Here is a 26836-nt window from a genome sequence, read left to right on the forward strand (position 1 = left end):
CTGCATGGGCTGCGATCGATGCTATTCTGATGGGCGTCTGTGTGCGCCTGCGATGTGGGTGCGTGCGGTCTGCGCCCATAGCTCAGCTGGATAGAGCGTTGGTTTCCGGTACCAAAGGTCAGGGGTTCGAATCCCCTTGGGCGCACCGAATGCTGATAGCCGGTGTACCCGACGGTGTGCCCAAGGTGCAGCCGAGCCGGTGCTCGGTCAGCCCGACACCGGCTCGGCACTTCTGCTCCTCGCGCGTTCCTAGCGCCTCATTCCCCTGTCGAGGTCGAGGCATCGCTGGCCGGCCCGGTCGAATCGATCGTCAGCACGAACACCAGGGCCTCATGCTGCATCACCGCTCCGTCGCTGCTGCCATACGCCTCTGACGGCGGCACCACCGCCACCACCGTCGAGCCGACTTTCTGCCCGACCAGCGCCTTCACGAATCCGGGAATCAGCCCTGACTCGTCTGCAGTGCTCGATGCCGCGTCGCCGCCGTAGTTGCTCTCGACCTGCTTGCCGTCGCGCAGCTTGGTGAGCTGGTAGTGGAACGACACGCTGTTGCCCGCCGCCACCGTCTCTCCGTCACCCTGCTTGATGACCTTGACCTGTGTGGTCTTCGGCGTGACACCGGTCGTGATCGTGGTCGTGGGGTTTCCGGAGTCGTCGAGGGTCACAGTCGGAAAATCGGCATCGCCGAATGTGTCAGACAGCTCAGGATCGCTCGACTGCACGAGCCCGATGACGTCGACCACCATCGCCAACGGGGCGGAGTCGTCGAGACCGAAGTAGCTGCTCGCATTGCCCGCGCCGAGAAGGTCGGAGGCACTGCCGGTGATGCTCAGGCGAGTTCCGATCTTCTTGCCGTCGATCTGATCGGGCAGCGAGCTGAAGTACTGCTTCCACGACGCCAGGCTCGACGTGGTGTTGTAGGGCGAGAGATCTTTCTGATTGGTCGGGTCGTAGAGTGCCAGCCCGATCTCGACGTTGTCGTCTTTGCCGACGGTGTCGCCGTCGCCGTCGATCAGCGTCTTGACCTGCACCTTCGAGGTGTCGACGTCGCCCGAGACGCTGACGGCCGCCGCCGTGCCGAAGTCACCCGTGACGTCGACGCCGTTCGACCCGTTTGAGCATCCGGCCAATCCCACCATCGTCGCCGCGATCACTCCGGCTGTGAGCAACTTGCGCACGCTACCACTCTCCTGTCTCTGGCCATGTCGCAGCATGGCCTCGTCATCGTCTCAGATTCTGCTTCGATCGCTCCATTCGACGGATGCCATGGAGCCCCGGTCTTTCGGCTGGCGTGGGCCAGTATGTCTGAGGCGTTCGATCAATCCTGACCGCTGCGCATTCCGGTGACTCATGACTGCACTGTGAATTCGCTGAGCGTCTGTGCGCAGAGTGCCGTCCGAAGCACGCCGCCTCGGCACGGCAGCAAAAAGTGGCGCCGGCGAAAGCCGACGCCCCCTTCTGCCTCAACGAACGAAGCTCAGGCTCACTTCTTGGCGCCGGCAGCCTCGCGCTCGGCTTTCGCCGTGAGCTCGCTGGCAGCGGCCTGCGCACCGTGCGCCTCGCGTTCGTCGCGCGTCAGACGACGCAGCTGCGTGACGTGACCGGGGTTCAGTTCGTCAAGCGACGAGACGCCGAGCAGCTTCATGGTGCGGATGATCTCGTCGCGCAGAATCTGGATCGTGCGATCGACGCCCTGACGGCCACCGGCCATCAGCCCATACAGGTAGGCGCGGCCGATGAGCGTGAAGTTCGCGCCCTTGGCGATCGCCGCGACCACGTCGGCTCCAGACATGATGCCGGTGTCGACGCCGATCTCGGTGCGGTCGCCGACGGCTTTGACCACGTCGGGCAGCAGCTGGAACGGCACGGGGGCACGGTCGAGCTGGCGGCCGCCGTGGTTCGAGAGCACGATTCCGTCGACCCCCGCAGCGACCAGGTTCTTCGCGTCTTCGACGTTCTGCACGCCCTTGATCACGAGTTTGCCGGGCCACATCTCACGAATGACGTCGAGGTCATCGAAGCTGATGGTGGGGTCCATGGCGCTGTCGAGCAGCTCGCCGACCGTTCCGCCGGTCGAACTCAGCGAAGCGAACTCCAGTTCAGGAGTGGTGAGGAAGTCCCACCACCACCATGGCCGCGGAATCGCATTGATGACGGTGCCGAGCGAGATCTGCGGCGGAATCGAGAATCCGTTGCGCTTGTCTCGCAGGCGCTGCCCGGCGACCGGGGTGTCGACGGTGAAGAACAGTGTGTCGAACCCGGCTTTGGCCGCGCGACGAGTGAGCTCGTAGCTGATCTCACGGTCACGCATCACATAGAGCTGGAACCAGTTGCGCCCGTTGGGGTTGGCCGCTTTGACGTCTTCGATCGACGTGGTGCCCAAAGTCGACAGCGTGAACGGGATGCCCGCGGCGCCAGCAGCGCCGGCACCGGCGACCTCGCCCTCAGTCTGCATCAGGCGTGTGAACCCCGTGGGCGCGATGCCGAACGGAAGCGCAGACGAACCGCCGAAGATCTCGCAGCTCGTGTCGACATCCGTCGCCGGGTGCAGCACAGACGGATGCAGCTCGATATCGCGGAACGCCTGCCGGGCACGACGCAGCGAGATCTCATCTTCGGCCGCGCCATCGGTGTAGTCGAAGGCGGCTCGTGGGGTGCGCCGCGCTGCAATGCGGCGCAGATCCCAAATGGTCAGAGCCGAGTTGAGCCGCCGGCGGCGACCATTCAGATCGATAGGTTTGAAATGCAGCAGATCGAAGATCTCGCTGGGCTTGGGAAACTGCCTTGTCACCATGTTCGCCACTCTCCTATGAATCGCTGTCAGCGGCCCGCACGCCGATGTGGTCGGGCCACCAGTTCGTTTCGGTCAGCCTAATGAGTGGCAACGACGAAAGAAAGGGTTGCCTCGCCTCACTCATCACGCTATGAGTTGGTTCGCACTCTTCGGCCGACGGTCAGCAGTTCGCGTCGTCGTCGAGAACGACGGAATGCCAAGAAAGAACAGACGGGCTGTCCACTGCCGCTTGACTCTGCCGCGACGTCAACCGACAAAGTGGTAACCATGAACACGAACGCCGAGCCGTCAGGAGCAGTGACATGCGCGAATGGCCGATCAGAGATGTCGCCCGAGCTACTGGGCTCACCAGCAGAACCCTTCGACACTACGAGCAGATCGGGCTGCTTCGGCCCGCACGGGTGGCCCCAAACGGCTATCGCTTCTATGGCGAGCCCGAGCTGTCCCGTCTGTACAGGATTCTCTCGCTGCGCGCGCTCGAGCTGCCGCTTTCCAGCATTCGGATCGCTCTCGACGACGAAACGGCACTCGCCGACGTGGTGCGATCTCATCTCACACTGCTGGAAGACAAGAGAGCACGAGTCGAGCGACAGATCACTGCTGTCGAACAGACGCTCAGGGCGATCACAGAGGGAGAGAATATGACCATCAGACAGATGTTCGCCGGCTTCGACCAGAGTGAGCACGAGACCGAGGTGCGGCAACGCTGGGGCGACGAGGCTTGGGACCAGAGTGCGAAGCGTCGGCAGCGCCTGAACGATCAGGAGCGACGCGCCGACGACGAGCACAGCCTCGAGATCAACGAGGCTCTTCGTCGCGCAGCCGAAGCAGGCGATGACCCCGCAGGAGAACCGTTCCAAGCGCTCGTGGCCGCGCACCACCGTTGGGTCACCGACTTCTGGGGCGGCCGAGTCCCGGATCAGGCCGCCTACATCGGCCTCTCAGAGCTCTATGTCGCCGACGACCGATTCGCCGCGGTGTACGGAGGCAGAGAGAACGCAGAGGTCATCCGGACCGCCATGCAGACCTGGATCGCGCAACGGACTGAGTCAGCGGCCTGGGTCAGCGGCCTGAACACGCCGACGCGTCGCGGTGCGTGACGGGGATGCGGGAGTCACCCTGGTGGGTCTGCCTCCAGAACTGGGTCAGGCCGTTGTCGACCTGCTCGACATCACGCTCAGTGCCCAACAGCTCGAACCGATACAGTTCGGGCACCTGACACTTGGTCGCGATGATCGGCCCGGCATAGCAGTAGTACTCGCCGAAGTTCGTGTTGCCCGCGGTGATCACGCCGCGCAGCAGGCCTCGATTGACCGGGTCGTTGAGAAAGCGGATCACCTGTTTGGGCACGGCGCCATTGCGCACGCCGCCGCCATAGGTCGGCAGCACCAGCACGAAGGGACGCGAGACGCGCAGCATGCCCTCGGTGCGTGGGCGCAGCGGGATGCGCACAGCGTCGTGGCCCACACGCTCCACGAAACGACGGGTGTTCTCAGAGACGCTCGAGAAGTAGACCACCTCGGGTGACTCGTCTGCCCGAAGCTCTCGCACCGTCGCGGTGGTCGTCGACTGCATCACTTGTCCGACCTCATCCGTCTGCCCGACCTCATCCGTCTGCCCAACCTCCATATGTAGTGCCTCAGGCTCTCGTAACCCACAACATGTAGTATCCGCCGTTTCTCTGCGAAACAGATCAGGCGCTCCGAAGAGAACGATCTGGAATGCCGCACTTCGTGCGGGAAGAACAGGCCGATGACGACGACTCTGTGGGATCGTCGGCATCGGCCTGTGGTCTGGGATGCGCGCTGTCGCCTCGGCGACTCAGCGCGTCGATCCGAGCCGCGCGTCTTCGTTCTTCTCACGAAGGGCGGCTTCGGCCTCCTCTTCGCTGTGATGACGACGCAGTATCGTGAACAGCGCACTCGACGGCCCGAACAGGTACACGATGCCGAACGCGACGCCCAGCACCACACCGATCATGCCGCCCGACGAGGTGTCGAACGCATAGCTGAGCAGAATGCCGACCAACACGCAGACGGCAGCGATCAGCGGTGCCAGCCAGAGCATCCGCCAGATGCTCGACGTGAGCAGACGGGCGGTCGCACCGGGCACGATCAGCATCGACACCGCAAGGATCACGCCGACCGCCTGGAACGACACGACGACGGTCACCGCCAGCGCACCGAGCAGCAGACTGCTCAGCACGCGCGTCGACAGTCCCAGCGAACGGGCGTGAGTGGGGTCGAAGGCGAACAGGGTGAGGTCACGACGCTTCAGCAGCACGACGACAACAGTGATCGCACCGAGAACGATCACCTGCCACATGTCTGTCTTGGTGATGCCCAGCAGGTTGCCGAAGAGGATGTGATTCAGATCGGTCTGGCTGGGAGTGATCGATATCAGCACGGTACCGAAGGCGAACAGCGTCGTAAACACGATGCCGATCGCGGCATCCTCTTTCACCAGCCGCTGCCCGCGCATGCCTCCGATCAGGGTCACGGCGATCGCAGCGAAGAGCAGCGCGCCGACGGCGAAGGGAACTCCCCAGATGTACGCGAGCACCACGCCGGGCAGCACCGCGTGCGAGATCGCGTCACCCATCAGCGACCAGCCGATCAGCACCAGCCAGCAGCTGATCACGCCGCAGACGAGGGCGGTGACCATGCCGACGATCAGCGCGCGCTGCATGAAGGCATACTGCCAGGGGTCGACCAGCAGCGAGATCAGGTCGTTCATCGGATCACCTCTCTGGCCTCGTCGGCGCTCAGGTCGAACGCGCGGGCCAGGTTCTGCGGCTCCAGCACCGTCTTGGTCTCGCCATGCATGAGCACCGTGCGGTTGATCAGCACCGACTCGGCGCAGAGCGCAGGCAGCGAGTGCAGGTCATGTGTGGCGACCAGAATCGTCGCGCCATCGGCGACGAGATCGTGCAGCACGCTGACGATCGTGGCCTCAGACCGCTTGTCGACGCCGGCGAAGGGCTCGTCGAGCAGCAGCACACGTGCATGCTGAGCCAGGGCCCGGGCGACGAAGACGCGTTTGCGCTGACCGCCCGAGAGCTGCCCGATCTGTCTTTTGGCGAGACCGGTGAGTTCGACGCGCTCGATCGCCTCGGCGACCGCCTCACGGTCGACCGCGCGCGGGTGACGCAGCCAGTTCTGGTAGCCGTAGCGGCCGAGCATGACGACGTCCTGCACACTCAGAGGAAACGTCGTGTCGATGTCGTCATGCTGCGGTACGTATCCGATCATGCCGGCGCGGCGCGCCTTGACAGACGGCTCCCCGAGAAACGAGAGCCTGCCGCTGTGAATCGGAATGACGCCCATCAGCGATTTGAAGAGCGTCGACTTGCCGGCACCGTTCATGCCGACCAGACCGCAGATGCGGCCGGGCTTGATATGCACCGAGACGTCTCGCAGGGCACGCACTGCGCCATACGAGACGTTCAGATCGTCGACGGAGATGCCGTCGACAGCGGAGTCGATGCTCACTGGGCGCTGGCTCCGGTCAGACCGTCGGCGATGGTGTCGGCGTCGTGCTTGAGCAGGTCGACGTATGTGGGCACCGGACCGTCTTTCTCAGACAGCGAGTCGACGTAGAGCAGGTGTTCGGGATCAGTCTCGAAGCGAGCGCCGGTGGCCTCGGCCACCTGTTCCATCGCCGAGGTGTTGACGGTCGACTCGCAGAACACCACAGGCACGTTTGCGGCCTTCACCTTGTTCTCGACATCGGCCTTCTGCTGCGGTGTGCCCTCTGACTCGGCGTTGACCGGCCACATGTAGATCTCGTTCAGCCCCGAGTCACGGGTCAGGTACGAGAAGGCTCCTTCGCAGCTCACCAGAGTGCGCTGCCCCTCGGGAACGCTCGACAGGCGCTGCTCCAGACTGTCTGAGACGCCCTGGAGCTGCTTTTTGTAGTTCTCGCCGTTCTGTCTGTAGTCGGCGGCGTGGTCGGGGTCGAGGTCGCTGAAGGCCTTGACGATGTTGTCGACGTAGATCTGCCCGTTCTTCGGCGACATCCATGCATGGGGGTTCGGTTTGCCGCTGTACTCGCCCTCGCTGATGTCGATCGGGTCGACGCCCTCAGAGAGGTCGGCGCGCTTGGCCTTCGAGTCAGAGGTGAACTTCTCGAACCAGCGTTCCAGGCCCAAGCCGTTGTTCAGAATCAGGTCTGCCTTCGAGGCCTCTTTGATATCGCTCGGGGTCGGTTCGTAGTCGTGGATCTCAGCGCCGGGCTTCGTGATCGACTCGACTTTCAGATGGTCGCCGGCCACATTCTCGGCCATGTCGTCAAGCACGGTGAACGTGGTGAGCACGAGAGGCCTGCCGTCGCCGTCAGCCGACTTCTGCTCACTGCCGCCGTTCGAGGTGCAGGCGCTCAGAGATGCGACCACCACCGTCGCGGCGGCAGTCGCGGTCACGACGCGCAGGAGTCTTGATTTTGCCCACATATACAGGTGTCCTTTCACAGACGATCGAGTATTCGCTTTCATGCCAGCGCACCCAGTCGGGATTGCAGCGACAGCATCCACCGTAACCCAAACTGTTCGGTTACCCGAACTTTTATTTCAATGTGCTAGAACTAATTGCAGATGGACGTGCAAGGCTCGCCCACCACGCGCGAGCCTGCGGCTCGTGATCACCGGGAGTGCATGTAGAGGAGCACGCGAAATGTCCATCGAATCTGAGACGCGTCCGAAACGGGCCGACGGGTCGCGCAGGCGACTGATTCAGCCGGCGAACGGGCCGTCGCTGCAAGAGATCAACTCGACCGTGCGCACACCGCCCGCCCATGCCGGGTTCTGGCGAACGCTCGCCGCCTACAGCGGCCCCGGTGCGCTCGTCGCGGTCGGATATATGGATCCCGGCAACTGGGTGACCTCGATCGGCGGCGGCTCGCAGTTCGGCTATCTGCTGCTCAGTGTGATCCTGATCTCGAGCCTCACCGCGATGCTGCTGCAGTACATGGCTGCGAAGCTGGGCATCGTCACGGGCATGGATCTCGCCCAGGCGACGCGGGCGCACACGGGGCGAAAGACGGGCTTCGTGCTCTGGATCGTGACCGAGCTGGCCATCATGGCCACCGACGTGGCCGAAGTGATCGGTGCGGCCATCGCTCTGCACCTGCTCTTCGGCATGCCTCTCGTGGTGGGCGTCATTCTCACGGTGCTCGACGTGTTTCTGCTGCTCCTGCTGCTGCAGATCGGCTTTCGCAAGATCGAGGCCATCGTCGTCACGCTCATCCTCACGATCATGGTCGTCTTCATCTACGAGGTCGTCATCGCCCAGCCTGATCTGCCACAGGTGTTCGCCGGCTTCGTGCCGAAGGCCGACATCCTCAAACCTGAGCAGCTGACTCTCGCCCTTGGCATCGTCGGCGCCACCGTCATGCCGCACAACCTGTACCTGCACTCTGCCATCGTGCAGTCGCGCGACTACGCACGCGAAGACGACGTCGAGAAAAGGCGTGCGGTGCGCTTCGCGACGTGGGATTCAAACATCCAGCTCTCGGCCGCGTTCATCATCAACTGTCTGCTGCTGCTGCTCGGTGCGGCTCTGTTCTTCGGCGTCGAGAGCGACTTGGGCACGTTCGGCGCGCTGTACGACGCGCTCAAGGATTCCAGCCTCGCCGGTGCCGTCGCCAGCCCTGTGCTCAGCACGCTATTCGCCGTCGCCCTTCTCGCCTCGGGCCAGAACTCGACGATCACCGGCACGCTGACCGGTCAGGTCGTGATGGAAGGGTTCATCAAGATGCGGATGCCGCTGTGGGCCCGCCGCGTGATCACCCGAACGATCGCGGTGATTCCGGTGATCATCTGTACGGTGATGTACGGAGGCGACGAGCAGGCCCTCGACAACCTGTTGGTCAACTCTCAGGTGTTTCTCTGCATCGCACTGCCCGTCTCGATGGTGCCGCTGGTCTGGTTCACCTCGTCGAAGAAGATCATGGGCAGCTTCGCGAACCCGCGGTGGGCCGTTGTGCTTGGATGGCTCGCGACCGGCGTGCTGACCGTGCTGAACATCAAACTCATCTTCGAGACCGTCGGTGATATGTTCGGGGCGTGATTCTGACCCTTGCCGGCGCGCAGATCGATATGTTCGCCGTCGCCGTTGTGCGCGAAGTCGGAATGCTGCGCCACGACTGGGCCCTGCTCGATGCAGACGAACGGCGCCGAGCCGATCTGCTGCGCTCTCCCGCTCGGCGTGGTCTGTTCGTCGCCGCGCACGCTCGGCTGCGTCGAGAGGTCGGTGCACGTCTCGACTGTTCGCCCGCTGAGGTGCCTCTCGCACGGATGCCCTGCTCGCGCTGCGGCAGTTCGGCTCACGGCCATGGGCCTGAGACCCCGAACGGTCAGCCGGTCGCGCATGTGGCCTTGGCCGTGTAGCGATATGTGAGGCGAAGCCGTCACTACCCCACGAATTTCGCTACACGGCCCCCGCGAATACGGCCTGGACAGGCAAACAGACAGCGCAGAGAAAAGAAAAGAGAGCGGACAAGCAGGCTTCGCTCGATGACGACCGATGACAGTACGGAGCGCCGCAGCGCGGACTGAACGGACTGAACGGAGGACTGCACGGGCTGCGCGGACTGCACGGGCAGGGCGGACTGCACGGAGGTCTGCGCGGGCTGGGCGGACTGCACGGACTGCACGGAGGACTGCGCGGGCTGCGCGGACTGCACGGGCTGGGCGGACTGCGCGGAGGGCTGCACGGAATCTACCGAGATTGGACGGAATCAGCCGAAATTGGACGGAATCAGCCGATTTCGTCCGATCCAGGTCAGTCTGAGGCAATCGCCGCAGGTGCCCCCTTCGGCCGCACTGCTGTGCGCACGGCCGCGCTGCTCGGTGCCGTGCTGCTGATCTGGTTCACGCCCGAGCGAGTCGAGCGCAGCCTCGCGGCAAGGTGATGCGCGGGGCGGGAGTGCGTGGCCGGGGCCGAGCCTGATGTCGGCGGCCAGTGGCAGAATGTTCGAATGACCATCATCGCCTCTGCAGACGGATCAGCTCTCGGCAACCCCGGCCCCGCCGGCTGGGCCTGGTACGTCGACGACGACCACTGGGCGGCCGGGGGCTGGGAGCACAGCACCAACAACCGCGGCGAGCTGCAGGCCGTGCTCGAGCTGCTGAACGCGACGGCAGACCGCGACGAGCCGCTGCGCATCCTCTGTGACAGCCAGTACGTGATCAACTCGGTCACGAAGTGGATGCCCGGCTGGAAGCGCAAGGGCTGGAAGAAATCCGACGGCAAGCCGGTGCTCAACCGCGACCAGCTCGAGCAGATCGATGCGGCGCTGCAGGGGCGAGACGTGCAATTCGAGTGGGTCAAGGGGCACGCCGGGCATCACATGAACGAGGCCGCCGACGAACGCGCGCACGGTGCTGCCCTCGCCATCCAGGCGGGGCGTGCGGTGGATGCCGGGCCCGGTTTCGCCGCATCGGCTGCCCCGTCGTTCGCAGATACCGCGGCCGCGTCGACCGCAGATACCCTGGCAGATACCCCGGCGGACACCCCGTCAGACACCCCGGCAGACGCCGCCCCATCGAGTTCGGCTGCCTCGGACGCACTCGCAGCCGAACGACTGCTCGCCGACGCACGTGGCGCCCGCGACATCGCCACCGGCCGCAGCCTGCTCGACGAGGGATGCCGCATCATCGGCTCACGCGCCCTGCTGCCGGCCGCAGGCGATCAGCTCAGGTCGGCTGCGGCATCCGCCGTCACCGACGACGTCACCATCGTCACCTACGAGACCCGGTCACCGACGGTGGCCGCCCATTCGTCGGTCTGGGTTCGGCGCGAGGGGCACTGGCTGCTGAGCCTGCACCATGTCTCGTCCGGCGGGCTCGCCTGAGTCTGCCTCTGGTCACAGGTTCAGCGAAGCCCACCAGATCAGCAGCATGGTGACGCAGAACCCGCAGGCATAGTTGATCGCCAGAAAGCGCCGCCAACCGACGTTGGCCTGGGCCGAGCGCTCGTCGCTGATCGAACGAAACGGCCACACTGCGACGATGTACGGCACGACCAACAGCGCCCCCAGCGGCCCGGGCCAAGACGTGAAGAGCGTCAGCACGCCGGCCGCCGACCAGAGCCAGATGGCCAGCCGCACCGTTCGCCCCGCCCCCAGCACCGTCGCGATCGACGAGATGCCGCCCTCGCGATCAGGAATGACATCCTGCACCGCACCGAACGCATGACTGGCCATGCCCCAGAGGCCAAAGGCCACCAGCAGCGCGATCAGCGGCCAGGTGAGCTCGACGCCGGCGAAGGCGAGACCGCATACCGCCGGGGTGACGAAGTGCAGGCTCGAGGTGATCGAGTCGACGACGGGCCGCTCTTTGAACCGCAGCCCTGGCACCGAGTAGGCGACCACGAGAAACAGGCTGACGGCCAACGTGATCGCGCCGGCGACCATGGTGCCCAGATGCCAGGCGGCAACCAGCATGAGCGAGACGAACGGCGCTGCCGAGATCACGCCGCTGAGCACCACAGTGCGATGCAGCCGGGGCTCCAGCAGGGCGCCTTCCGCCCCGCCCTTGCGAGCGTTGCGCAGATCGCTCTCGTAGTCGAACACGTCGTTGATGCCGTACATGAGCAGGTTGTACGGCACCAGGAAGAACAGCGTGCCGGCCACCAGGCCCAGAGTCGGCCATGAGCCGGCAGCCGACACGGCGCTCAGTTGTGGGTCGCCGCCGCCGACGCCGAGTGCGAATGCGGCGGCGAACGGAAACGCCGTGTTGATCCAGCTCAGGGGTCGTGACGAGAGAAGCACCGTGCGTGCGGTGCGCTCATGATCACGCACGAAGACCCACAGTGCCGGCAGCAGCAGCAGCGCAGCGAGCGGGTAGGCGAAGTCCTCGATCGGAGCTCGGCCGATCTGCCAGCCGGTGCGCCCTTGGTCGGCGTAGGAGAAGAGCCCTGCCGCGATCATCACGTTGTCGAAGACCGCAGTGAGCAGCACGAGCCCCGCCAGCGCGATCGCGAATGCGCTCAGCACGCGGGTGATGCGCGGCCCCGACGAGGGCAGCGCTCCTGAGCCCGGCGCGTGCTGCGGAGGCTCCGAAGCGCGTCGAGCGCGGATGCGGCGTGCCAGCAGGCAGAGCGCCGCGGCTCCGGCGGCGACGGCGAGCATGACCAGGTTGAGCTGCGGATAGGTCATCGCTGCCGCCGTTCGAGCAGCCGCACGGCGGCACACCACAGCAGCATCGCAGACCAGCAGAGCAGCAGCAGGAACACCGGCTCTTCGATCGGCAGCTCTGGCGCGAGCAGCACCCCGAGCTGCCAGGGCCCGTCTGCCTGCCGAAAGTGTCCGTTTGCGATGCCGAACAGATCCCAGAGCACAAAGAAGACGACACCGCTGACGAGCACCATGACCGCCGTGACCGGCGCACGCCAGACGAACAGTCGCCACCGTCGGTCGAGCAGGGCGACGCCGAGCAGTGAGAGCAGCAGCAGAATCAGATACGCGGCGCTCATCGGTCGCTGCCTGCCGTCGGGCTGGGTGAGGGTTCGGGCAGCGGCCCCAGCGAGGAGTCGCCTCGCACGCGCTTCAGCATGATCTCGGCGCTGATCAGACACATCGGCAGGCCGACCCCTGGAATGCTCGATGTGCCCGCATAGTACAGCCCCGCCACCTTGCGCGAGGAGTTTCTGGCACGCAGCAGCGCACTCTGCCGCAGTGTGTGGGCTGGCCCCAATGCGCCTCCCTGCCAGGCGTTGAGATCTCTCGCGAAGTCGGCGGGAGCGACGGTGCGACGCACGACGATGCGCTCGGCCAGGTCGGGGATGTCTGCCCACTCAGAGATCTGTGCGATCGCGCGGTCGACGGCGGCCTCCACGGCCTGGTCTCCGGTGCCGTCGAGCCCTCCGGTGCCGATGCGGGTGTCTGCCGCAACGGGAATCAGCACGAACAGATTCTCATGGCCCGCCGGTGCGACGGCTGCGTCTGTGGCACTCGGTTTGCAGACGTAGCAGGATGCGGGGTCGGGGATGCCTGCGCGATCGGCGAAGATCGTGTCGAAGTTCGCCTTCCAGTCTGCGGTGAAGAAGAGCGAATGGTGTTCGAGCTGAGGCAGCCCGCCGCGAACCCCGAGCATCGCCAGCACTGCGCCCGGCCCCGGGTCACGACGCTGCCACCACGATGACGGGTAGGTGCGCAGCGGCGACGGCAGCAGCTCTGTCTCGGTGTGGTGCAGGTCTGCCGCCGACACCACGATATCGGCGAGGTGTCGACGACGACGACCGGTGTGATCGACGGTGGTCACGCCCGTCGCCTGAGCGCGCTGACGCCGTCTGCCGCCCTGGCTGCGGCCGCCCTTTGTGTCGATCGAGATCGCCCGACGATCAGTCACGACGGTCACTCCCGCATCGCGGGCGACGCGCTCGATGGCTGCGATCAGCGCGGTGAAACCTCCCTCGGGGTAGAGCACGCCGTCGTCGAGGTCGAGATGGCTCATCAGGTGATAGAGCGCAGGTGTGCGCTCGGGCGACGTACCGAGAAAGACCGCCGGGTAGCCGAGCACTTGGCGCAGCCTGCGGTCAGCGAACCGCGCCCCCACGAAGGCCTCCAGCGTCTGTGTCAGCAGACCTGGAAGACGCCGGATGTCACGCAGCACCGATGGCCGCAGCAGTGGCGTCAGCCGCTGCCACGATGTGTAGAGAAAGTGCTCCTTGGCGCTGCGGTAGGTCGCCGCCGACGAGTCCAGATATCGGCCGAGCGCCTTTCCTGCGCCGGTCTCGACGGCTTCGAACGCGGCCTGGTTCGCGCTGCGCGACCGGACGATGTCGAGCCGCGAGGCGGACTCGCCTGAGGCCGACGGTTCGAAGAACACCCGGTAGCCGGGATCGAGCGTCGTCAGTTCGAGCTGTTCCGCAGCGCTGGTGCCGAACAGTCTGAAGAAATGGTCGAACACCTCGGGCATCAGGTACCAGCTCGGCCCGGTGTCGAAGCGAAACCCGTCATGCTGCCAGGTGCCCGCGCGGCCGCCGAGCGCATCCTGCCCCTCGAGCAGCGTGACGGCGTGACCATCGCGTGCCAGGAGCGCGGCCGACGCCAGACCGGCGATGCCTCCGCCGATCACCACGGCACGCTGCCGCTGGTTCTGTGGTGGTCGCTGGTGCTTCCTCATCGTCTGCTCCCGTCGAGTGGCATCGGCGCCTTCGATCTGTCAGCCTCGCGGCCGCGTCGCCTGGCAACGCGCTCGTGCAGCATGCAGCGCGCCACGATCTGCGCCTTACGCCATCCGGGCACCCGAGTGCGGCTGGTCACGAGCATCTCGACCGGCGTCTGTCGAAGGCGCCGGGACAGCTCGGAGAACAGCGCATGCGCAGTGGCGACCGCCAGTCTGCTGCCCGCTGGCAGGTCTTCGATCGCCTCGCCGGACTGGGCGAGCTCGGCGTCGATGTCGTCGAGAATGCGATCTCGATCGGTCTCGGTCAGGCGGATGCTGCGATGCGGGCGTGCTGCCGCATCCGTCGCCGGAAGGGTCGTCTGCGCAGCCGGCGACTCATCTGCGTCGGGCCGCACCGGCTGACGATCTTCGACGACCACGACTGCGTCTGGAAAATAGTTGCGACCGCGCAGGTGCACATCGTCGCCCAGGTCACGCAGGAAGTTCACCTTCTGAAACGCGGAGCCCAGAGCACGTGCCCCCTCGCGCAGCCGTGCTCGATCGACGGGATCTTCGACGAAGCAGGCCAGGCACATCAGCCCGACGACCTCGGCAGAACCGTGGATGTAGGCCGGCATCTCTGCCGCAGTGAACGGGGCGGGGTCGAGGTCACGCCGCATCGAGGCGAAGAACGGCGCGATCAGCTCGGCGTCGATGCCGCGGCGGCGCGCCACGCTGGCGAAGGCGTGCACGATGGGATTCGTGCTGTGGCCGTCACGAATCGCCTCATACACTGTGTCTTCGAGCGCGTCGAGCGCATTCGCCTGCTGTGCTGTGGACATCCCCGCTTGCTCTGCGGCCCCGTCGACCGTTTCGTCGGCAATGCGCACCAGCGCATAGAGCGCCCTGATCTCGGGACGAAGCGCAGGTGCGAGCAGGCGACAGGCGAGCCCGAACGACGTCGAGTACCGCGCGACCACGAGTGCGGCGGCGTGCATCGCCGTGCGCTGGTATCGCTGTGCGTCGCTCTCTCTCATCGCTGCCGCCCTGCTATCGCGTCGAGGTGCGCCTGCATGCAGTCTCTGAGGCGCGGCGGCAGCGACTCGTCTTCGAGCAGGCTGCGGCTAAGACGCAGATGATCCCGCGCCCGCAGCTCGACCGCCGCACGGGCCCCGCAGGCGTTCAGCAGGTCGCGCGCTCGGGCCGCACGTGCGTCATCGAGTGTGGGGTCGCCGATCATGGTTTCGAGTTCGGCCCACACGGCTGTGTGCTGCGCGACGGCGATGAGCGCCGTGCGTGTGCCGCGCTGCAGGTCGACCTTGGTGCTTTTGCCGGTGATGTCGGCGTCGCCGAAGACGCCGATGAGATCGTCGGTCAGTTGGAAGGCGATGCCCGCATGGCGAGCCATGTCGCTGAGATTCGAGATCTGCCGCGCATCGGCGCCGGCCAGCATCGCGCCGATGCGTACAGGAGCGACAAAGCTGTATCGGGCCGTCTTGAGCTCGAGTGTCTGCTCGATCTGGCACAGCGCCTCGTCTGCCAGGGGCGGCACCGATGAGGTCTGAGCCGAGGCAGTCGACCGCGACTGAGGGCGTGCGGTCTGCTGCACGGTCGAGCGTGTCGGCTCAAGCGGTGAGACGCCGGCATCGGCCGCAGAGAGACGGCCCGTCGACGGCGAGGCGTCTGATATGAGCGACTGTGTGACATCCGCCAGCTCGCCGGCAGCAGAGAGGTGAATCGTCTCGTCGAACTCATCGAGGAGCTGATCTCGCAGCCGGTCTTCGACCCGCACGCCGGCCAGACGGCGAATGGCCGAGCTGAGCAGCAGATCGCCTCCGAGCGTTCCCGCCGCAAGCCCCCAGCTGCTTCCGGCTCCTGCGGAATGTGCGTTTCCGCGTGCGGAGAACTCGGCGATGGCGTTCGGGCGACCACGTCGCAGCAGATCGCCGTCGATGAGGTCGTCGTGAAGAAGAAAGGCTGCGTGCAGCATCTCGAGCGCCGCTGCTGCCTCGATGCAGGCCTCGCGATGCTTCTCCGGGCCGCCCAAGGCTGTGAAGGTGTCGATCAGCAGCGCCGGACGAACCCGTTTGCCGCCCCCGATGCCCGATCGCAGTGCCTGCCACAGCTGCACGAAACGATCGTCGACCTGTGCCGCCTGCCGCAGACTCGCGTCCAGCCCCTGCTGCAGCCGTTCGTCGACGTCGGCCAAGGTGATCGGCGCTGCGTGCGGACGCGTCGGCTCGGCGACATGACGGTTGTCGGTGGTCGATGCCGGGCGGGCGGACATATGGTCTCCTTCATGATCCGGCGATGACTGCTGCCGTCTAATCAAACTATATCTAACTTAGTTAGAGTTCTAGCTCAGAACCGCGTTCGCCCAGTAGGCTCAGAACAGGGCGACGCGACAGGATGCGCATCGCTGCACAGAGGAGAACACGATGTCTGAGAGAACTGGGCAGACCACAGGCGCACCATCCCCACATCCCATCGCGGGAACTGATCGTCGCCCGCATGCCTACTGGTATGACGAGGACACTGAGACCGGTGCCCGCCAGGTGCTCGAAGCGGTTCGTCGTCTGCACCGCGCAGACCAGGCCATGCGCCATCGATCAGAGCGATACATGAGGCTCAATGCGACCGATATGGAAGCGCTGCGACTCATCATGGCACGCGAACGCTGCGGCCTGGCGACCACTCCGGGCGACATCACCGCGCACCTCGACGTCACCAGTGCGGCAACCACCAAGCTTCTGGGCCGCCTCGAGGCCACAGGGTTCGTCACCCGGTCGCGAAACCCCCTCGACGGACGCGGCCAGCTGCTGCAGTCGACAGAGTCAGCGCACCGCGAAGTGCGCAGTTCGCTGGGCGACATGCATACACGCATGATCGAGCTGGCCTCCACTCTCGACGATGATCAGCAGCGAGCCGTCATCGGCTTTCTCGACGCGCTCGCAGAGCTCTTCGACGGTGGCCCTCACACCGACGGCCGCAGCTGAAAGACCTGCCCTGAACGTCGACGCACGCAGCCGACTCCCCCTGACCAGCACGAATCCGAGAGGAACCGCCATGACATCCGCAGCACCAGCACCCGACCCCACACAGGCAGAGTCATCGTCCCTGACCGCGACGAGCACCGCACCCGTCGAGTTCTTCTTCGACCCGATCTGTCCTTGGGCGTGGATGACGTCCCGATGGCTCGCCGAGGTGCAGCAGGTGCGCGACCTCGACGTGACCTGGCGCGTGATGAGCCTCGCGCTGCTGCCGGCGAATGCCGAGCCCGACCCCGAACACGCCGACGGCATTCGACGGTCGAAAGAGTACTGCCCGCTGGTCGCTCTGGTCGCCGAACGCTTCGACAGCACTGCGGTCAAGGCGCTGTATGACGAGTTGGGCCGACGCATCCATCTGGACGCCCGCACCGACGTCGAGGCGGTGGCACGCGAGAGTCTGTCGGCGGCCGGGCTCGATGCCGCGCTCTTCGACGAGCGGCACGAGGGCGACGCGGCGCTGGCCGCGAACCAGGAGGAGGTCGCCAGGCGCGTGGGCACCGATGTCGGCACGCCGGTTCTGACGATCAACGAGCACTCGTTCTTCGGGCCGGTCGTGTCTCCGGCTCCGACCGGGGATGCTGCCCTGCGGCTGTACGACGGGCTCGCGCTGGCGACCAGCGTCGACGGATTCTTCGAGCTGAAGCGCTCACGCGACGTGGGGCCGATTCTGCGGTGACGCGGTGTTCTGCACAGAGGCACTGATGGCGTGGACCCGTGCACAGGCTGAGTGCGGCACTGTCGACAGAGCCTTCTGTCAGGCAGACTCAGAGAATGAATCAGATGACGGAGATGACAAAGGCCTCACCGCCGACAACTGACACCGCACACGACGAGGTGCGTCCCGCCAACGCCCTGCACCGTGATGAGCTGACATCGTCGGTCGTGTCGACGCCGATCGGCCCGCTGCTCGTGGCGACGACCGAGCGAGGCGTGGTGCGCGTCGCGTTCGCCACAGAGGGCGTCGAACCTGTGGTCACCGAGCTGGTCGATCGGTTGCGTCCCGATTTGCTCATCGCCGACGACGAGGCCAAGCACGAAGCCGTCGATCACCTGGCCATCGCCGAAGCGCAGCTGCGCGAGTATTTCGCGGGCCGGCTGCAGGCGTTCACCGTGCCGATCGACGACGCACTATCGTCGGGGTTCTACCTCGAGGTGCGACAGGCGCTGCGCCAGGTGCCGTTCGGCACCACCACGACGTACACCGCTCTGGCCGAACGGCTCGGGCGCCCCAAGGCGGTTCGCGCCGTCGGCACGGGGTGCTCGGGCAATCCGATTCCCGTGATCGTGCCCTGCCACCGCGTGACGCGGGCCGACGGCAGTCTGGGCGGCTACCGAGGCGGCGCACCGGCAAAAGCGATTCTGCAGGCGCTCGAGGCTGACGCCCTGCGCTGAGCCCGGTTCTCGTCTGTGTCGACCGATGTGCACCCTGCGTTGCACCCGCTTTCCGCTCGCAGGCGCGTCCTCGTGTCTGGTCACGCGAGCCCTGCGTCTTGGCCTGCACCCTCGTTCGTGAGCCTGCGCCCGTCATACTAGAGGGTATGAGGGGATACACCGCCGAACAGATCCGCACTGCTGAGAAGCCGCTGCTCGACGCCGGGCTGCCGTTGATGCAGCGGGCAGCGACCGCACTCGCCCAAGAGGTTCGTGGCCTCTTGGACGACCACGGCACGGCGATCGACGATGCCCAGGTGCTCGTGCTCGTCGGGGCAGGCAACAATGGTGGCGACGCGCTCTTCGCCGCCGGCCGACTCGCCGATGCGGGCGCCGACGTGCGCATTGTGCCGACGGCTGACCGCGTGCATGGCTCCGGCCTCGCCGCCGCCGAGGATGCAGGCGCTCGACTGGCTGTTCCTGTCGGGGCCGCTGAAGAGGCGTGCGTCGACGCCGCTGTCGCCACGGCACGAACGAGCGATGTGGTCGTCGACGGAATTCTCGGCACCGGCACGAGACTGGGCGCCGAAGCAGCACTGCGTGGAACGGCTCGAGCCGTCGTCGAGGCCGTGAACGACGTGATCGCCGACCGCCGCAGCCTCCGGGTGCAGAGTCTCGACACCGCCTCGCTCGCCACACAGGCACCGGTGCCTGCGCAACGCTCACGCGACGCGTCGGGCGATCGCGACCAGGGCATCCGCCCGATGGTCGTCGCCGTCGACATTCCCAGCGGCATCAATCCAGACACCGGCGAGGTGCCCGATCCGACGGTGCTGCACGCAGACCTGACCGTCACGTTCGGCGCCGCCAAGGCGGGGCTGCTGCAGCCTCCGGCGAAGGCCTATGCCGGCGAACTCAGCGTGATCGACATCGGCATGCTCGGCGAGCTTGCCAGAGTGACTCCCGCCTACGAAGACTAGGGAAGGCCCAGTCTCGTTCACCGCAGCGCGCGAAACCCGTCAGTCGCCTCGATCAGGCCCGCAGCGATCCCGGCTTCGTTCGATCCGTGACCGGCGTTCGGCACGAAGGTGAGCTGTGACTGCGGCCAGGCACGATGCAGCTCCCAGGCGCTGCGCGGCGGGCACACCACGTCATAGCGCCCCTGCACGATCACACCGGGGATGCCCGCCAGGCGGTCGGCCTCGTCGATCAGCTGGTTCTCACGCATGAACCCGCCGTTGGCGAAGAAGTGGTTCTCGATGCGTGCGAATGCGAGCGCGAAGCGACGATGCTCAGCCAGCTGCAGCGTGGTTCGCGCGGGCTCTCCAGGAACGAGCAGATGGCTCGTCTGCGACTCCCAGTCAGACCACGCCAGCGCGGCCTGCAGCGCCACCTCTTCGTTTGGCCCGTTGAGCAGCCGATGGAACGTTGCGATGTGGTCGCCGGCGAGTTCTTCCGGCGCATGTTCGCGCAGCACAGACTCATAGGCGTCGAAGAGGTCGGGAAACAGGTTCTGGGCACCGCCTCGGTTGTAGTACCAGTCGAGCTCCCAGCGGCGCAGCAGAAAGATGCCGCGCAGCACGAGCCCGATCACGTGCTCGGGGTGAGCCTCGGCGTATGCCAGCGACAGCGTCGAGCCCCATGACCCGCCGAAGACGAGCCAGCGTTTGACGCCGAGGTGCTCGCGAATGCGTTCCATGTCGGCGACGAGCCGAGCGGTGTCGATGACGCCGAGGTCGGCGCCGTCGGCCGCATGCGGCGTGCTCTGCCCGCATCCGCGCTGGTCGAAGAGAATGATGCGGTAGACGGCAGGGTCGAAGAAGCGCCGCTGCCAAGGGCTTGTGCCGCCGCCGGGCCCGCCGTGCACGAAGACGACCGGCGTGCCCTGAGGGTTGCCCGACTGCTCCAAGTACAGGCGCTGCCCCTCGCCCACGTCGAGGTGCTCGATCTGGTGCGGCTCCAGCGCCGGGTACAGAATCTCTTCAAGACTGCGCGTCTCGATCGCTGCTGTGTGGGCTGAGGCGGATGCAGGGGTTGCGTCAGACATGCAGCCAGACTAGTCGTTGGCTCCCCTGCGTCAGCGACCGGTGGTTCGTGCCTGGACAAGTCCCCGCTGGCAATCCAGCCGCCCCAAATGCCGCCCCACAACATCCAGACATGGAACTTGGCATGGATGGGTAGTCTCACCCGACATTTGGCATGAGTCGATCGCACCGGCTGACATTTGGCATGAGTCGATATGCACCTAGAGCAATTTGCAAAGGCATCGCACGCGTACTTGGGTTCATTACTTGACTAATGAACCCAAGTACGCGACACTGATGGAACAGAACCGAGCAACAGAGAGCAGGTGATCCGTGGCATTCGACAACGACCGGCCGATCTTCATCCAGCTCGCTGACCAGATCGCCGACGACATCGCCAACGGCGCATACGCCGAAGGCACAGCGGTTCCGTCGACCAACGAGCTGTCTGCATTTCACCGCATCAATCCGGCGACAGCGGGCAAAGCGCTCAATCTGCTCGTCGACCGTCAGCTGCTCGAGAAGCACCGGGGTCGCGGCATGTTCGTCGTCACCGGCGCCCGAGCACAGCTGCTCGCCGAACGCCGCAGCCACTTCGCAGAACAGTTCGTCGCGCCGATGCTGCGAGAGGCGCAGCGCCTCGGACTCACCCCCGATGAGGTGCGCAGCGCGATCGCACAGACCATCCAGACCACGCAGAGTCCCCAGGCATCACACACCCACAAGCCCGACCTCGACAGGAGGCCCCAATGAAGAACCCCATCATCTCAGTGGCCGGCGTCACCCGCCGATACGGTGACGTCGCAGCCCTCGACGACGTATCGTTCACCATCGAGCAGCCCAGCATCATCGGGCTCCTCGGTCGCAACGGCGCAGGCAAGACCACCCTGATGGCGCTGCTCACCGGGCAGGATCGCCCGACTGCGGGCAGCATCCACGTCACGGGCGGCGACCCGTTCGAGTCGGCGCCTGTGCAGGATGACATCAGCTTCATCCGCGACAACCAGCGCTACCCCGACGACTACCAGCTGAAGCATGCGCTGCGCATCGCACCGCTGTTCCACCCGGCGTGGGATGCTGCACTGGCGGCCCGCCTCGTCGAGGCGTTTCGACTGCCGGCCAAGACCAAGGTCAAGAAGTACAGCCGCGGCCAGCTCTCGGCGCTCGGCGTCGTCATCAGTCTTGCCTCGCGAGCGCCGATCACGTTTCTCGACGAGCCGTACCTCGGGCTCGACGCGACGGCCCGGCAGCACTTCTATGACGTGCTGATCGAGGACTACTCGGCGCACCCACGCACGATCATCGCCTCGACGCATCTGATCGACGAGATGGCGCCGCTGTTCGATCACGTGCTGGTGCTCGATCGCGGGCGGCTCGTGCTCGACCGCAGTGCTGACGACCTGGCGGGCTTCGCGTTCACGCTGAGCGGCGTCACCACACGCGTCGAGCCGTACCTCGAGGGCAGAGACGTGCTGCACTCACACGAAATCGGCGCCTTGAGCACGGTGACCGTGCGTGGGCAGGCGGGCCGCGAGCTCGTTGCAGCCGCCGGTGCCGACGGCGTGGATGTTCGACCCGCGTCGCTGCAGCAGATCGTCAGCGCGCTCGGTGCGGGTTCGCTCACAGACGCACGTGCTGCCCGCCCGACCACAGACCTCGACGCTTCGCGCGCCACAACTGTCTAAGGAGTGATCATGACTTCCCCAGCCTTCTCTTCCCGCCTCGACGGCACCGTCGGCTCCGACCCGGTACGTCCCGGGCCTTCCGTCAGCCACCCGACCCCATTGCAGCGCATCGCCCGGGTCACCCGGCTTCAGCTGAACGTTCCGTCGAGCAGCGTGCTCACCCCGGCGCTCATCTTCGGCTTGGTGTTCGTGGTCTCTGTGATCATCTCGCTGACGATTCAGCGTGCGACCGGTGGCAGCCCAAGCGACCCGGAGTTCGTCAGCGGGCTGCGCAACAACTCGGGTGCGGCGTGGTCTCTACCCGGATTTCTGATCTACCTGGGTGTCGCCTCGGTCTCGACGACCTTTCCGTTCGTGCTTGCTTTGGGCAGCACACGCCGCTCGTTCACGCTCGGCACGCTGGCGTTTCATCTGCTGATGGCGGTCTACGTCGCACTTCTGGGCGGTGCGCTTCTGCTGCTCGAAATCGCCACGAACCACTGGTTCATCGGCGTCTATGTCTTCGACACGCTGCTGTTCGGCTCAGGGTCGCTCTGGCAGCTGCTCGTGACCTTGTTCTTGGGCACGCTCGCGTCGCTGTCGATCGGCGGAGCCTTCGGCGCGATCTGGGTGCGCTTCGGCAATAAAGGCCCGACGATCGTGGCCATCGCACTTGCCCTGATCGTCGCACTCGTGCTGCTGCTGTCGGTCCCGGCCTGGCCCTGGCTCGGCGAACACTTCAGCGTGTGGTGGCTGGCCGCATTCACCGGCGTCATCATCGTGATCACCTGCCTGTCACAGTACCTGGCACTGCGCCGCGCCTCGGTGCGGTAGCACGGGTTCCGCTGTGCAGGATGCCCTGGGCAGAGGCATCTTGCACAGCGGCGCACCTGCGCGGATTGGCCGAGACCGCCACTGTTTGGAGGAAAACGCCGATTCTCCCGCAAACGGTGGTGGCCTGGACCAATCCGCGCAGGTGGGTATTTGAGCAGCAGCGCTGGCAGATGATTCAGGAGCAGCGCAGCTGCACCAGCAGCACCACCAGCACCAGCACCAGCGGCACCGCCAGCAGCACCAGCACCACCAGCACCAGCATCGGCACCAGCACCAGCGGCACCAGCGGCAGCAGCATCGGCACCAGCACCAGCACCAGCACCAGCGGCACCGCCAGCAGCACCAGCCGTCACACCAGCTTCAGCAGCTGCTCATGCACCGTGGTGTCACCCGTGAGCTCGGGATGAAACGCCACCCCGATGAGGTTCCCCTGTGTGACGGCGACGATCTCACCCCGATGACGCGCGGCCACGGTCGCTCCCCCGAGCTGCACAACCCTCGGAGCTCTGATGAACGCCGCGCGCACCGGCCCCCAGATCGTCTCGACCGTGGCCTCTTCAGACACCACCTGCGCCCCGAAGGCGTTGCGGTCGACCGTAACGTCCAGACCCCCGAGGGAACGCTGCCCCGGCGCCGGGTTCTCGATGCGATCGGCCAGCATGATCAGCCCCGCGCAGGTACCGAGCGTCGGCAGTCCGGCGGCAATGACTTCACTCAGCGCATCCGTGAGGCCGAGCGCGCGAGTGAGCCGATCGAGCACCGACGATTCCCCGCCGGGCAGCACCATGGCATCCACCCGAGGGCCGTCTGGGCCGATGAGATCGGCCGAACGCCGAATCGGCACGGGCAGCACCTGCATCGATGCCAGCAGATCGACGTGTTCGCGCACGCCACCCTGCACCGCGAGCACGCCCACACGACGGATGCTCGGATCGGGTCTCGAGCGCACAGCCCGGTCTGCCGTGCGACGGATGCTCGGTTCAGGCCGCACGTGCACCTCCAGGTGGCTCCCGGTCAGGTGACTGCCCGTCGGGTCAGGCATTGTCACCATCCTCGTTCGGCGAGGCGGTGCGGCGCGGGCAGGTCGGCCACATTGATGCCGACCATCGCCTCGCCGAGACCGCGTGAGGCCTGGGCGATCGCCGCCGGATCGTCATACTGGGCGGTTGCACGCACGATCGCGGCTGCGCGCTTTGCGGGCTCGCCCGACTTGAAGATGCCCGAGCCGACGAACACGCCGTCGGCACCGAGCTGCATCATCATCGCTGCGTCTGCAGGCGTGGCGATGCCGCCAGCGGTGAACAGCACGACCGGCAGTTCGCCGTGCTCCGCGACCCACTGCACCAGCGGCAGCGGCGCCGCCAGCTCTTTCGCCGCGACGTAGAGCTGCTCCGGCTCTGTGGCGGCGAGCGCCTGCAGTCGGGCGATGTCTCCCCTGATCGTGCGGATGTGCTTGGTCGCCTCTGACACATCCCCCGTGCCGGCCTCGCCCTTCGACCGGATCATCGCCGCCCCCTCGGCGATACGGCGCAGCGCCTCGCCCAGATTGGTGGCACCACACACGAAAGGCACGGTGAACCGCTGCTTGTCAATGTGATTCACGTAGTCGGCGGGGCTCAGCACTTCGGATTCGTCGATGTAGTCGACGCCGAGCTCCTGCAGCACCTGCGCTTCGACGAAGTGCCCGATGCGCGCCTTCGCCATCACCGGAATCGACACCGCCGCGATGATCGAATCGATCAGGTCGGGATCGCTCATGCGCGCCACACCGCCCTGCGCGCGGATGTCTGCCGGGACGCGTTCGAGCGCCATGACGGCGACGGCTCCGGCGTCTTCGGCGATGCGCGCCTGCTCGGCAGTCACGACGTCCATGATGACGCCGCCTTTGAGCATGTCGGCGAGCCCGCTCTTGACGAGGGGCGTGCCGAAGGAGGATGCGATGGTCGTGTCGGCAGCAGCGGTCTGGTCAGCGAGGGTCTGGTTCTCAGTCATGGCCTCAACTGTCACCCGAGGAGTGGCATGCGACAAGATCCAGTATCCTGTGATTTCTCTGGACCACTTTGCCGCTCATAGGTCACACTGGAGTGCATGCGCGCCGCTCAGCTTCTCGAACTGCCGATCGATCTGCTCCCCGAGCGCGCCGAGTCGCTGCCGGCGCAGCTGGCCTCGGCCGTTCGAGAGCTGATCGACACCGGCGTGCTCGATGCGGGCGACGCGCTGCCGTCGACGCGAGCCTGGGCCAAGCAGCTGGGTGTGTCTCGGGGAACAGTCGTGACCGCCTTCGAACAGCTCGGTGCCGAGGGGTATCTCGAAGCTCGGCGGGGGTCGGCCACGCGAGTCAACCCGCGTCTGGCCGTGACGCATCCGCGCCCGCCGGCGCCTGACCGCGCCCAGGTGTCACTGCCCTCGCAGCAACGGCCGACTCCGCCCTCGCCGCCAAGCGGCGCGCATGCACAGGCGCACACACAGACCTCGTCCCGGACGCCACGCATCGTTCACGACCTCACACCCGATCGACCATCGACCGAGCACCTGATCACGCCGGCGTGGCGCGCGGCCTGGCGAACGGCGACTGAGACGGTCCCGGCCCCCGTGCCACCAGCCGGACTGCCAGAACTGCGCAGGCAGATCGTCGAGCATCTGCGCCGCATGCGCGGGGTCAGGCGCGACGCCGATGCGGTCATCGTGACTGCGGGAGCACGCGAAGGGCTGGCCCTGCTGATGCTCGCGTCGTTCGGCAGCACCGCTGCCCCGGTCATCGGAGTCGAGTCGCCGGGCTACCCGTCGCTGCGACGCGTGGTGACCCGTCTGGGCGCGCGACTCCAGCGTCTGCAGGTCGATACGTCGGGGCTGCTCACCGACCGACTGCCGCGGCCTCCCGCGGCGATGCCAGACGCGGTGATCGTGACCCCCAGCCATCAGTATCCGTTGGGCGGGTCGCTGCCTGCCGACCGTCGCCGCGAACTGCTCGACTGGGCCCGCCGTCACGAGGTGATCGTCATCGAAGACGACTATGACTCCGAGCTGCGCTACGTCGGCCAGCCGCTGCCTGCGCTCGCCGCCCTGGACGATCCGCACGACGGGGTGGTCGTCACCCTTGGCACGTATTCGAAGACGGTCGCCCCCGAGGTCGCGACCGGTTTCGTGATCGCCGGCGATCGGCTGCGCGAGCGGATGCTGCAGGTGCGCCGCGATCTCGGCTCACCGGTGTCGGCCATGACGCAGACCGCCTTCGCCGAGTATCTGTCGTCAGGCGAGCTGCGCCGGCACACCGCTCGGATGCGTCGCATCTATCGCCAGCGACGCAGCCGCGTTCTCACGCAGCTGCAGGGGCTCGCAGGCATCACGGTGTTTCCCATGGACGGCGGCCTGCACGCCGTCATCGAGGTGACATCTGACGGCGACACCACGGGTGCGTTGCGAACGAGGGATCCGGCCGACGCGAGCGATCAGATCGACGCGAGCACGGCATCCCCCGACCGCGAAGCCGATCTCATGCGCCGCTGCACCGCAGCGGGCATCGCCGTGTCAGCACTGTCGACCTATTGGAGCGGAGGCGATCAGAGCGAGTCACGACACGGGCTGGTCATCGGCTACGGGCACCTCGACGACCGCGAGCTCGACGCCGCGCTGCGCGCTCTGGCGCGAGTGCTGGTCGAACGATCAGTGTGAGAAGCCGCCGATGACGATGTTCCACTCCTGCACGTGACGCTCGGCGACCAGACCGTTGGCGACCATCGGGTCGTCGTCGCTCAGTGCGGCGGCCTGCTCGATGCTGTCGGCCTGGAAGATCAGCAGCGCGGTGTTCGGGCCTGCTGTGGTCAGCGGCCCCGAGGCAAGGTTCTGCCCGTTCTCAAGCAGCCCGGTGAGGTAGGCGCGATGTGAGGGACGCACCTCGCCGAGCTTCTCCGTGTCGTCGACGTACTTGTAAGTGATCGCGTACAGCGCCATGCCTTGCTCCGTTCGATGGGGTGAGTCGGTCGGCTGCGGCA

28 protein-coding genes and 1 tRNA gene are annotated in these 26836 nt (G+C 66.1%); 13 read left to right on the plus strand and 16 right to left on the minus strand.

What is annotated here, in order from left to right:
* The first annotated feature begins 71 nt into the window (after positions 1-71).
* Positions 72-145: transfer RNA gene (locus F8O06_RS11685), tRNA-Arg, on the plus strand.
* Between the two features lie 112 nt (positions 146-257).
* On the opposite strand, the gene F8O06_RS11690 is transcribed toward F8O06_RS11685, so the two are convergent.
* Both F8O06_RS11690 and F8O06_RS11695 read right to left on the minus strand, forming a co-directional pair.
* Positions 258-1178: an FKBP-type peptidyl-prolyl cis-trans isomerase gene (locus tag F8O06_RS11690; RefSeq protein ID WP_192496947.1), complete on the minus strand. Its 921-nt coding sequence runs from the start codon at positions 1176-1178 to the stop codon at positions 258-260.
* Between the two features lie 305 nt (positions 1179-1483).
* Positions 1484-2794, minus strand: a complete 1311-nt coding sequence (locus F8O06_RS11695) for an alpha-hydroxy acid oxidase (protein WP_158038734.1) — start codon at positions 2792-2794, stop codon at positions 1484-1486.
* A 302-nt stretch (positions 2795-3096) separates the two neighbouring features.
* On the opposite strand from F8O06_RS11695, the gene F8O06_RS11700 reads away from it, so the two are divergent.
* On the plus strand, positions 3097-3894 hold the full coding sequence (locus tag F8O06_RS11700) for a MerR family transcriptional regulator (RefSeq protein ID WP_158038735.1): 798 nt from the start codon (positions 3097-3099) through the stop codon (positions 3892-3894).
* Here F8O06_RS11700 and nrdI read toward each other — a convergent pair.
* The 4 genes from nrdI to F8O06_RS11720 all read right to left on the minus strand — a co-directional run bounded on the left by nrdI (position 3857) and on the right by F8O06_RS11720 (position 7244).
* Entirely contained in the window at positions 3857-4369 is a 513-nt protein-coding gene (gene nrdI / locus F8O06_RS11705; RefSeq protein ID WP_158038798.1) for a class Ib ribonucleoside-diphosphate reductase assembly flavoprotein NrdI, read from the minus strand. The genes F8O06_RS11700 and nrdI overlap by 38 nt on opposite strands.
* Before the next feature lie 246 nt (positions 4370-4615).
* Complete coding sequence (locus F8O06_RS11710; protein WP_158038736.1) at positions 4616-5530, minus strand: metal ABC transporter permease; 915 nt, start codon at positions 5528-5530, stop codon at positions 4616-4618.
* Complete coding sequence (locus tag F8O06_RS11715; protein WP_225732858.1) at positions 5527-6285, minus strand: metal ABC transporter ATP-binding protein; 759 nt, start codon at positions 6283-6285, stop codon at positions 5527-5529. The genes F8O06_RS11710 and F8O06_RS11715 overlap by 4 nt, the downstream gene beginning before the upstream one ends.
* On the minus strand, positions 6282-7244 hold the full coding sequence (locus F8O06_RS11720) for a metal ABC transporter substrate-binding protein (protein WP_158038737.1): 963 nt from the start codon (positions 7242-7244) through the stop codon (positions 6282-6284). The genes F8O06_RS11715 and F8O06_RS11720 overlap by 4 nt, the downstream gene beginning before the upstream one ends.
* A gap of 220 nt (positions 7245-7464) precedes the next feature.
* Here F8O06_RS11720 and F8O06_RS11725 point away from each other — a divergent pair, with 220 nt between their 5' ends.
* From F8O06_RS11725 to F8O06_RS11735, 3 genes are all read left to right on the plus strand, one after another.
* A complete protein-coding gene (locus F8O06_RS11725) occupies positions 7465-8859 on the plus strand; it encodes an Nramp family divalent metal transporter (RefSeq protein WP_158038738.1) in 1395 nt (464 codons plus the stop codon).
* On the plus strand, positions 8856-9179 hold the full coding sequence (locus F8O06_RS11730; RefSeq protein WP_158038739.1) for a hypothetical protein: 324 nt from the start codon (positions 8856-8858) through the stop codon (positions 9177-9179). The genes F8O06_RS11725 and F8O06_RS11730 overlap by 4 nt, the downstream gene beginning before the upstream one ends.
* 590 nt (positions 9180-9769) lie before the next feature.
* Positions 9770-10645 carry a ribonuclease H family protein gene (locus tag F8O06_RS11735; protein ID WP_158038740.1) on the plus strand — a complete coding sequence of 292 codons (876 nt, stop codon included), beginning with the start codon at positions 9770-9772 and terminating at the stop codon, positions 10643-10645.
* 12 nt (positions 10646-10657) lie between these two features.
* Here F8O06_RS11735 and F8O06_RS11740 read toward each other — a convergent pair whose 3' ends face one another.
* From F8O06_RS11740 to F8O06_RS11760, 5 genes are read right to left on the minus strand one after another with little or no spacing between them, the layout of a single operon-like run.
* The gene (locus F8O06_RS11740; RefSeq protein WP_318655871.1) at positions 10658-11950 is read right to left on the minus strand and encodes a prenyltransferase; all 1293 of its coding nucleotides are present in this window, start codon (positions 11948-11950) and stop codon (positions 10658-10660) included.
* Positions 11947-12267: a lycopene cyclase domain-containing protein gene (locus F8O06_RS11745; RefSeq protein WP_158038741.1), complete on the minus strand. Its 321-nt coding sequence runs from the start codon at positions 12265-12267 to the stop codon at positions 11947-11949. The genes F8O06_RS11740 and F8O06_RS11745 overlap by 4 nt, the downstream gene beginning before the upstream one ends.
* Positions 12264-13919, minus strand: a complete 1656-nt coding sequence (gene crtI / locus F8O06_RS11750; protein ID WP_158038742.1) for a phytoene desaturase family protein — start codon at positions 13917-13919, stop codon at positions 12264-12266. The genes F8O06_RS11745 and crtI overlap by 4 nt, the downstream gene beginning before the upstream one ends.
* Positions 13916-14938: a phytoene/squalene synthase family protein gene (locus F8O06_RS11755; protein ID WP_158038743.1), complete on the minus strand. Its 1023-nt coding sequence runs from the start codon at positions 14936-14938 to the stop codon at positions 13916-13918. The genes crtI and F8O06_RS11755 overlap by 4 nt, the downstream gene beginning before the upstream one ends.
* The gene (locus tag F8O06_RS11760) at positions 14935-16188 is read right to left on the minus strand and encodes a polyprenyl synthetase family protein (RefSeq protein ID WP_158038744.1); all 1254 of its coding nucleotides are present in this window, start codon (positions 16186-16188) and stop codon (positions 14935-14937) included. The genes F8O06_RS11755 and F8O06_RS11760 overlap by 4 nt, the downstream gene beginning before the upstream one ends.
* Positions 16189-16339: 151 nt before the next feature.
* On the opposite strand from F8O06_RS11760, the gene F8O06_RS11765 reads away from it, so the two are divergent.
* The 4 genes from F8O06_RS11765 to F8O06_RS11780 all read left to right on the plus strand — a co-directional run bounded on the left by F8O06_RS11765 (position 16340) and on the right by F8O06_RS11780 (position 19302).
* Positions 16340-16897, plus strand: a complete 558-nt coding sequence (locus F8O06_RS11765) for a MarR family winged helix-turn-helix transcriptional regulator (RefSeq protein WP_158038745.1) — start codon at positions 16340-16342, stop codon at positions 16895-16897.
* 70 nt (positions 16898-16967) lie between these two features.
* On the plus strand, positions 16968-17627 hold the full coding sequence (locus tag F8O06_RS11770; RefSeq protein ID WP_225733502.1) for a DsbA family protein: 660 nt from the start codon (positions 16968-16970) through the stop codon (positions 17625-17627).
* A 104-nt stretch (positions 17628-17731) separates the two neighbouring features.
* A complete protein-coding gene (locus F8O06_RS11775) occupies positions 17732-18343 on the plus strand; it encodes a methylated-DNA--[protein]-cysteine S-methyltransferase (RefSeq protein ID WP_225733503.1) in 612 nt (203 codons plus the stop codon).
* 146 nt (positions 18344-18489) lie between these two features.
* The gene (locus F8O06_RS11780) at positions 18490-19302 is read left to right on the plus strand and encodes an NAD(P)H-hydrate epimerase (protein ID WP_158038746.1); all 813 of its coding nucleotides are present in this window, start codon (positions 18490-18492) and stop codon (positions 19300-19302) included.
* A gap of 17 nt (positions 19303-19319) precedes the next feature.
* Here F8O06_RS11780 and pip read toward each other — a convergent pair whose 3' ends face one another.
* A complete protein-coding gene (gene pip / locus F8O06_RS11785) occupies positions 19320-20369 on the minus strand; it encodes a prolyl aminopeptidase (RefSeq protein WP_158038747.1) in 1050 nt (349 codons plus the stop codon).
* A gap of 310 nt (positions 20370-20679) precedes the next feature.
* On the opposite strand from pip, the gene F8O06_RS11790 reads away from it, so the two are divergent.
* From F8O06_RS11790 to F8O06_RS11800, 3 genes are read left to right on the plus strand one after another with little or no spacing between them, the layout of a single operon-like run.
* Entirely contained in the window at positions 20680-21099 is a 420-nt protein-coding gene (locus tag F8O06_RS11790; RefSeq protein ID WP_225733504.1) for a GntR family transcriptional regulator, read from the plus strand.
* A complete protein-coding gene (locus F8O06_RS11795; RefSeq protein ID WP_158038748.1) occupies positions 21096-22031 on the plus strand; it encodes an ABC transporter ATP-binding protein in 936 nt (311 codons plus the stop codon). The genes F8O06_RS11790 and F8O06_RS11795 overlap by 4 nt, the downstream gene beginning before the upstream one ends.
* Before the next feature lie 9 nt (positions 22032-22040).
* Positions 22041-22844 carry a hypothetical protein gene (locus F8O06_RS11800; RefSeq protein ID WP_225733505.1) on the plus strand — a complete coding sequence of 268 codons (804 nt, stop codon included), beginning with the start codon at positions 22041-22043 and terminating at the stop codon, positions 22842-22844.
* Between the two features lie 175 nt (positions 22845-23019).
* Here the strand turns inward: F8O06_RS11800 and F8O06_RS12290 are convergent, their stop codons facing one another.
* Genes F8O06_RS12290 through pdxS form a run of 3 tightly spaced genes read right to left on the minus strand, consistent with a single transcriptional unit; the run spans position 23020 to position 24836 of the window.
* On the minus strand, positions 23020-23187 hold the full coding sequence (locus F8O06_RS12290; protein WP_192496948.1) for a hypothetical protein: 168 nt from the start codon (positions 23185-23187) through the stop codon (positions 23020-23022).
* A 6-nt stretch (positions 23188-23193) separates the two neighbouring features.
* Positions 23194-23886, minus strand: a complete 693-nt coding sequence (pdxT, locus tag F8O06_RS11810) for a pyridoxal 5'-phosphate synthase glutaminase subunit PdxT (protein WP_158038749.1) — start codon at positions 23884-23886, stop codon at positions 23194-23196.
* 2 nt (positions 23887-23888) lie between these two features.
* Positions 23889-24836 carry a pyridoxal 5'-phosphate synthase lyase subunit PdxS gene (gene pdxS, locus F8O06_RS11815; protein WP_158038750.1) on the minus strand — a complete coding sequence of 316 codons (948 nt, stop codon included), beginning with the start codon at positions 24834-24836 and terminating at the stop codon, positions 23889-23891.
* Between the two features lie 96 nt (positions 24837-24932).
* Between pdxS and F8O06_RS11820 the strand changes: the two genes are divergently transcribed.
* Complete coding sequence (locus F8O06_RS11820) at positions 24933-26516, plus strand: PLP-dependent aminotransferase family protein (protein ID WP_158038751.1); 1584 nt, start codon at positions 24933-24935, stop codon at positions 26514-26516.
* Here the strand turns inward: F8O06_RS11820 and F8O06_RS11825 are convergent.
* Entirely contained in the window at positions 26508-26795 is a 288-nt protein-coding gene (locus F8O06_RS11825) for a YciI family protein (protein ID WP_158030871.1), read from the minus strand. The two genes, F8O06_RS11820 and F8O06_RS11825, sit on opposite strands and share 9 nt — an antisense overlap.
* Positions 26796-26836 lie beyond the last annotated feature (41 nt).

The organism is Pseudoclavibacter sp. CFCC 14310, assembly GCF_008831165.1.
GTDB lineage: Bacteria > Actinomycetota > Actinomycetes > Actinomycetales > Microbacteriaceae > Pseudoclavibacter_A.

Bases quoted from the DNA above. Each gene is read 5' to 3' on its own strand.
- F8O06_RS11695 (WP_158038734.1), bottom strand. From the start codon at position 2,794: ATGGTGACAAGGCAGTTTCCCAAGCCCAGCGAGATCTTCGATCTGCTG.
- F8O06_RS11700 (WP_158038735.1), top strand. From the start codon at position 3,097: ATGCGCGAATGGCCGATCAGAGATGTCGCCCGAGCTACTGGGCTCACC.
- nrdI (WP_158038798.1), bottom strand. From the start codon at position 4,369: ATGCAGTCGACGACCACCGCGACGGTGCGAGAGCTTCGGGCAGACGAG.
- F8O06_RS11710 (WP_158038736.1), bottom strand. From the start codon at position 5,530: ATGAACGACCTGATCTCGCTGCTGGTCGACCCCTGGCAGTATGCCTTC.
- F8O06_RS11720 (WP_158038737.1), bottom strand. From the start codon at position 7,244: ATGTGGGCAAAATCAAGACTCCTGCGCGTCGTGACCGCGACTGCCGCC.
- F8O06_RS11725 (WP_158038738.1), top strand. From the start codon at position 7,465: ATGTCCATCGAATCTGAGACGCGTCCGAAACGGGCCGACGGGTCGCGC.
- F8O06_RS11735 (WP_158038740.1), top strand. From the start codon at position 9,770: ATGACCATCATCGCCTCTGCAGACGGATCAGCTCTCGGCAACCCCGGC.
- F8O06_RS11740 (WP_318655871.1), bottom strand. From the start codon at position 11,950: ATGACCTATCCGCAGCTCAACCTGGTCATGCTCGCCGTCGCCGCCGGA.
- F8O06_RS11745 (WP_158038741.1), bottom strand. From the start codon at position 12,267: ATGAGCGCCGCGTATCTGATTCTGCTGCTGCTCTCACTGCTCGGCGTC.
- crtI (WP_158038742.1), bottom strand. From the start codon at position 13,919: ATGAGGAAGCACCAGCGACCACCACAGAACCAGCGGCAGCGTGCCGTG.
- F8O06_RS11755 (WP_158038743.1), bottom strand. From the start codon at position 14,938: ATGAGAGAGAGCGACGCACAGCGATACCAGCGCACGGCGATGCACGCC.
- F8O06_RS11760 (WP_158038744.1), bottom strand. From the start codon at position 16,188: ATGTCCGCCCGCCCGGCATCGACCACCGACAACCGTCATGTCGCCGAG.
- F8O06_RS11765 (WP_158038745.1), top strand. From the start codon at position 16,340: ATGTCTGAGAGAACTGGGCAGACCACAGGCGCACCATCCCCACATCCC.
- F8O06_RS11770 (WP_225733502.1), top strand. From the start codon at position 16,968: ATGACATCCGCAGCACCAGCACCCGACCCCACACAGGCAGAGTCATCG.
- F8O06_RS11775 (WP_225733503.1), top strand. From the start codon at position 17,732: ATGACGGAGATGACAAAGGCCTCACCGCCGACAACTGACACCGCACAC.
- F8O06_RS11780 (WP_158038746.1), top strand. From the start codon at position 18,490: ATGAGGGGATACACCGCCGAACAGATCCGCACTGCTGAGAAGCCGCTG.
- pip (WP_158038747.1), bottom strand. From the start codon at position 20,369: ATGTCTGACGCAACCCCTGCATCCGCCTCAGCCCACACAGCAGCGATC.
- F8O06_RS11795 (WP_158038748.1), top strand. From the start codon at position 21,096: ATGAAGAACCCCATCATCTCAGTGGCCGGCGTCACCCGCCGATACGGT.
- F8O06_RS11800 (WP_225733505.1), top strand. From the start codon at position 22,041: ATGACTTCCCCAGCCTTCTCTTCCCGCCTCGACGGCACCGTCGGCTCC.
- pdxT (WP_158038749.1), bottom strand. From the start codon at position 23,886: ATGCCTGACCCGACGGGCAGTCACCTGACCGGGAGCCACCTGGAGGTG.
- pdxS (WP_158038750.1), bottom strand. From the start codon at position 24,836: ATGACTGAGAACCAGACCCTCGCTGACCAGACCGCTGCTGCCGACACG.
- F8O06_RS11820 (WP_158038751.1), top strand. From the start codon at position 24,933: ATGCGCGCCGCTCAGCTTCTCGAACTGCCGATCGATCTGCTCCCCGAG.
- F8O06_RS11825 (WP_158030871.1), bottom strand. From the start codon at position 26,795: ATGGCGCTGTACGCGATCACTTACAAGTACGTCGACGACACGGAGAAG.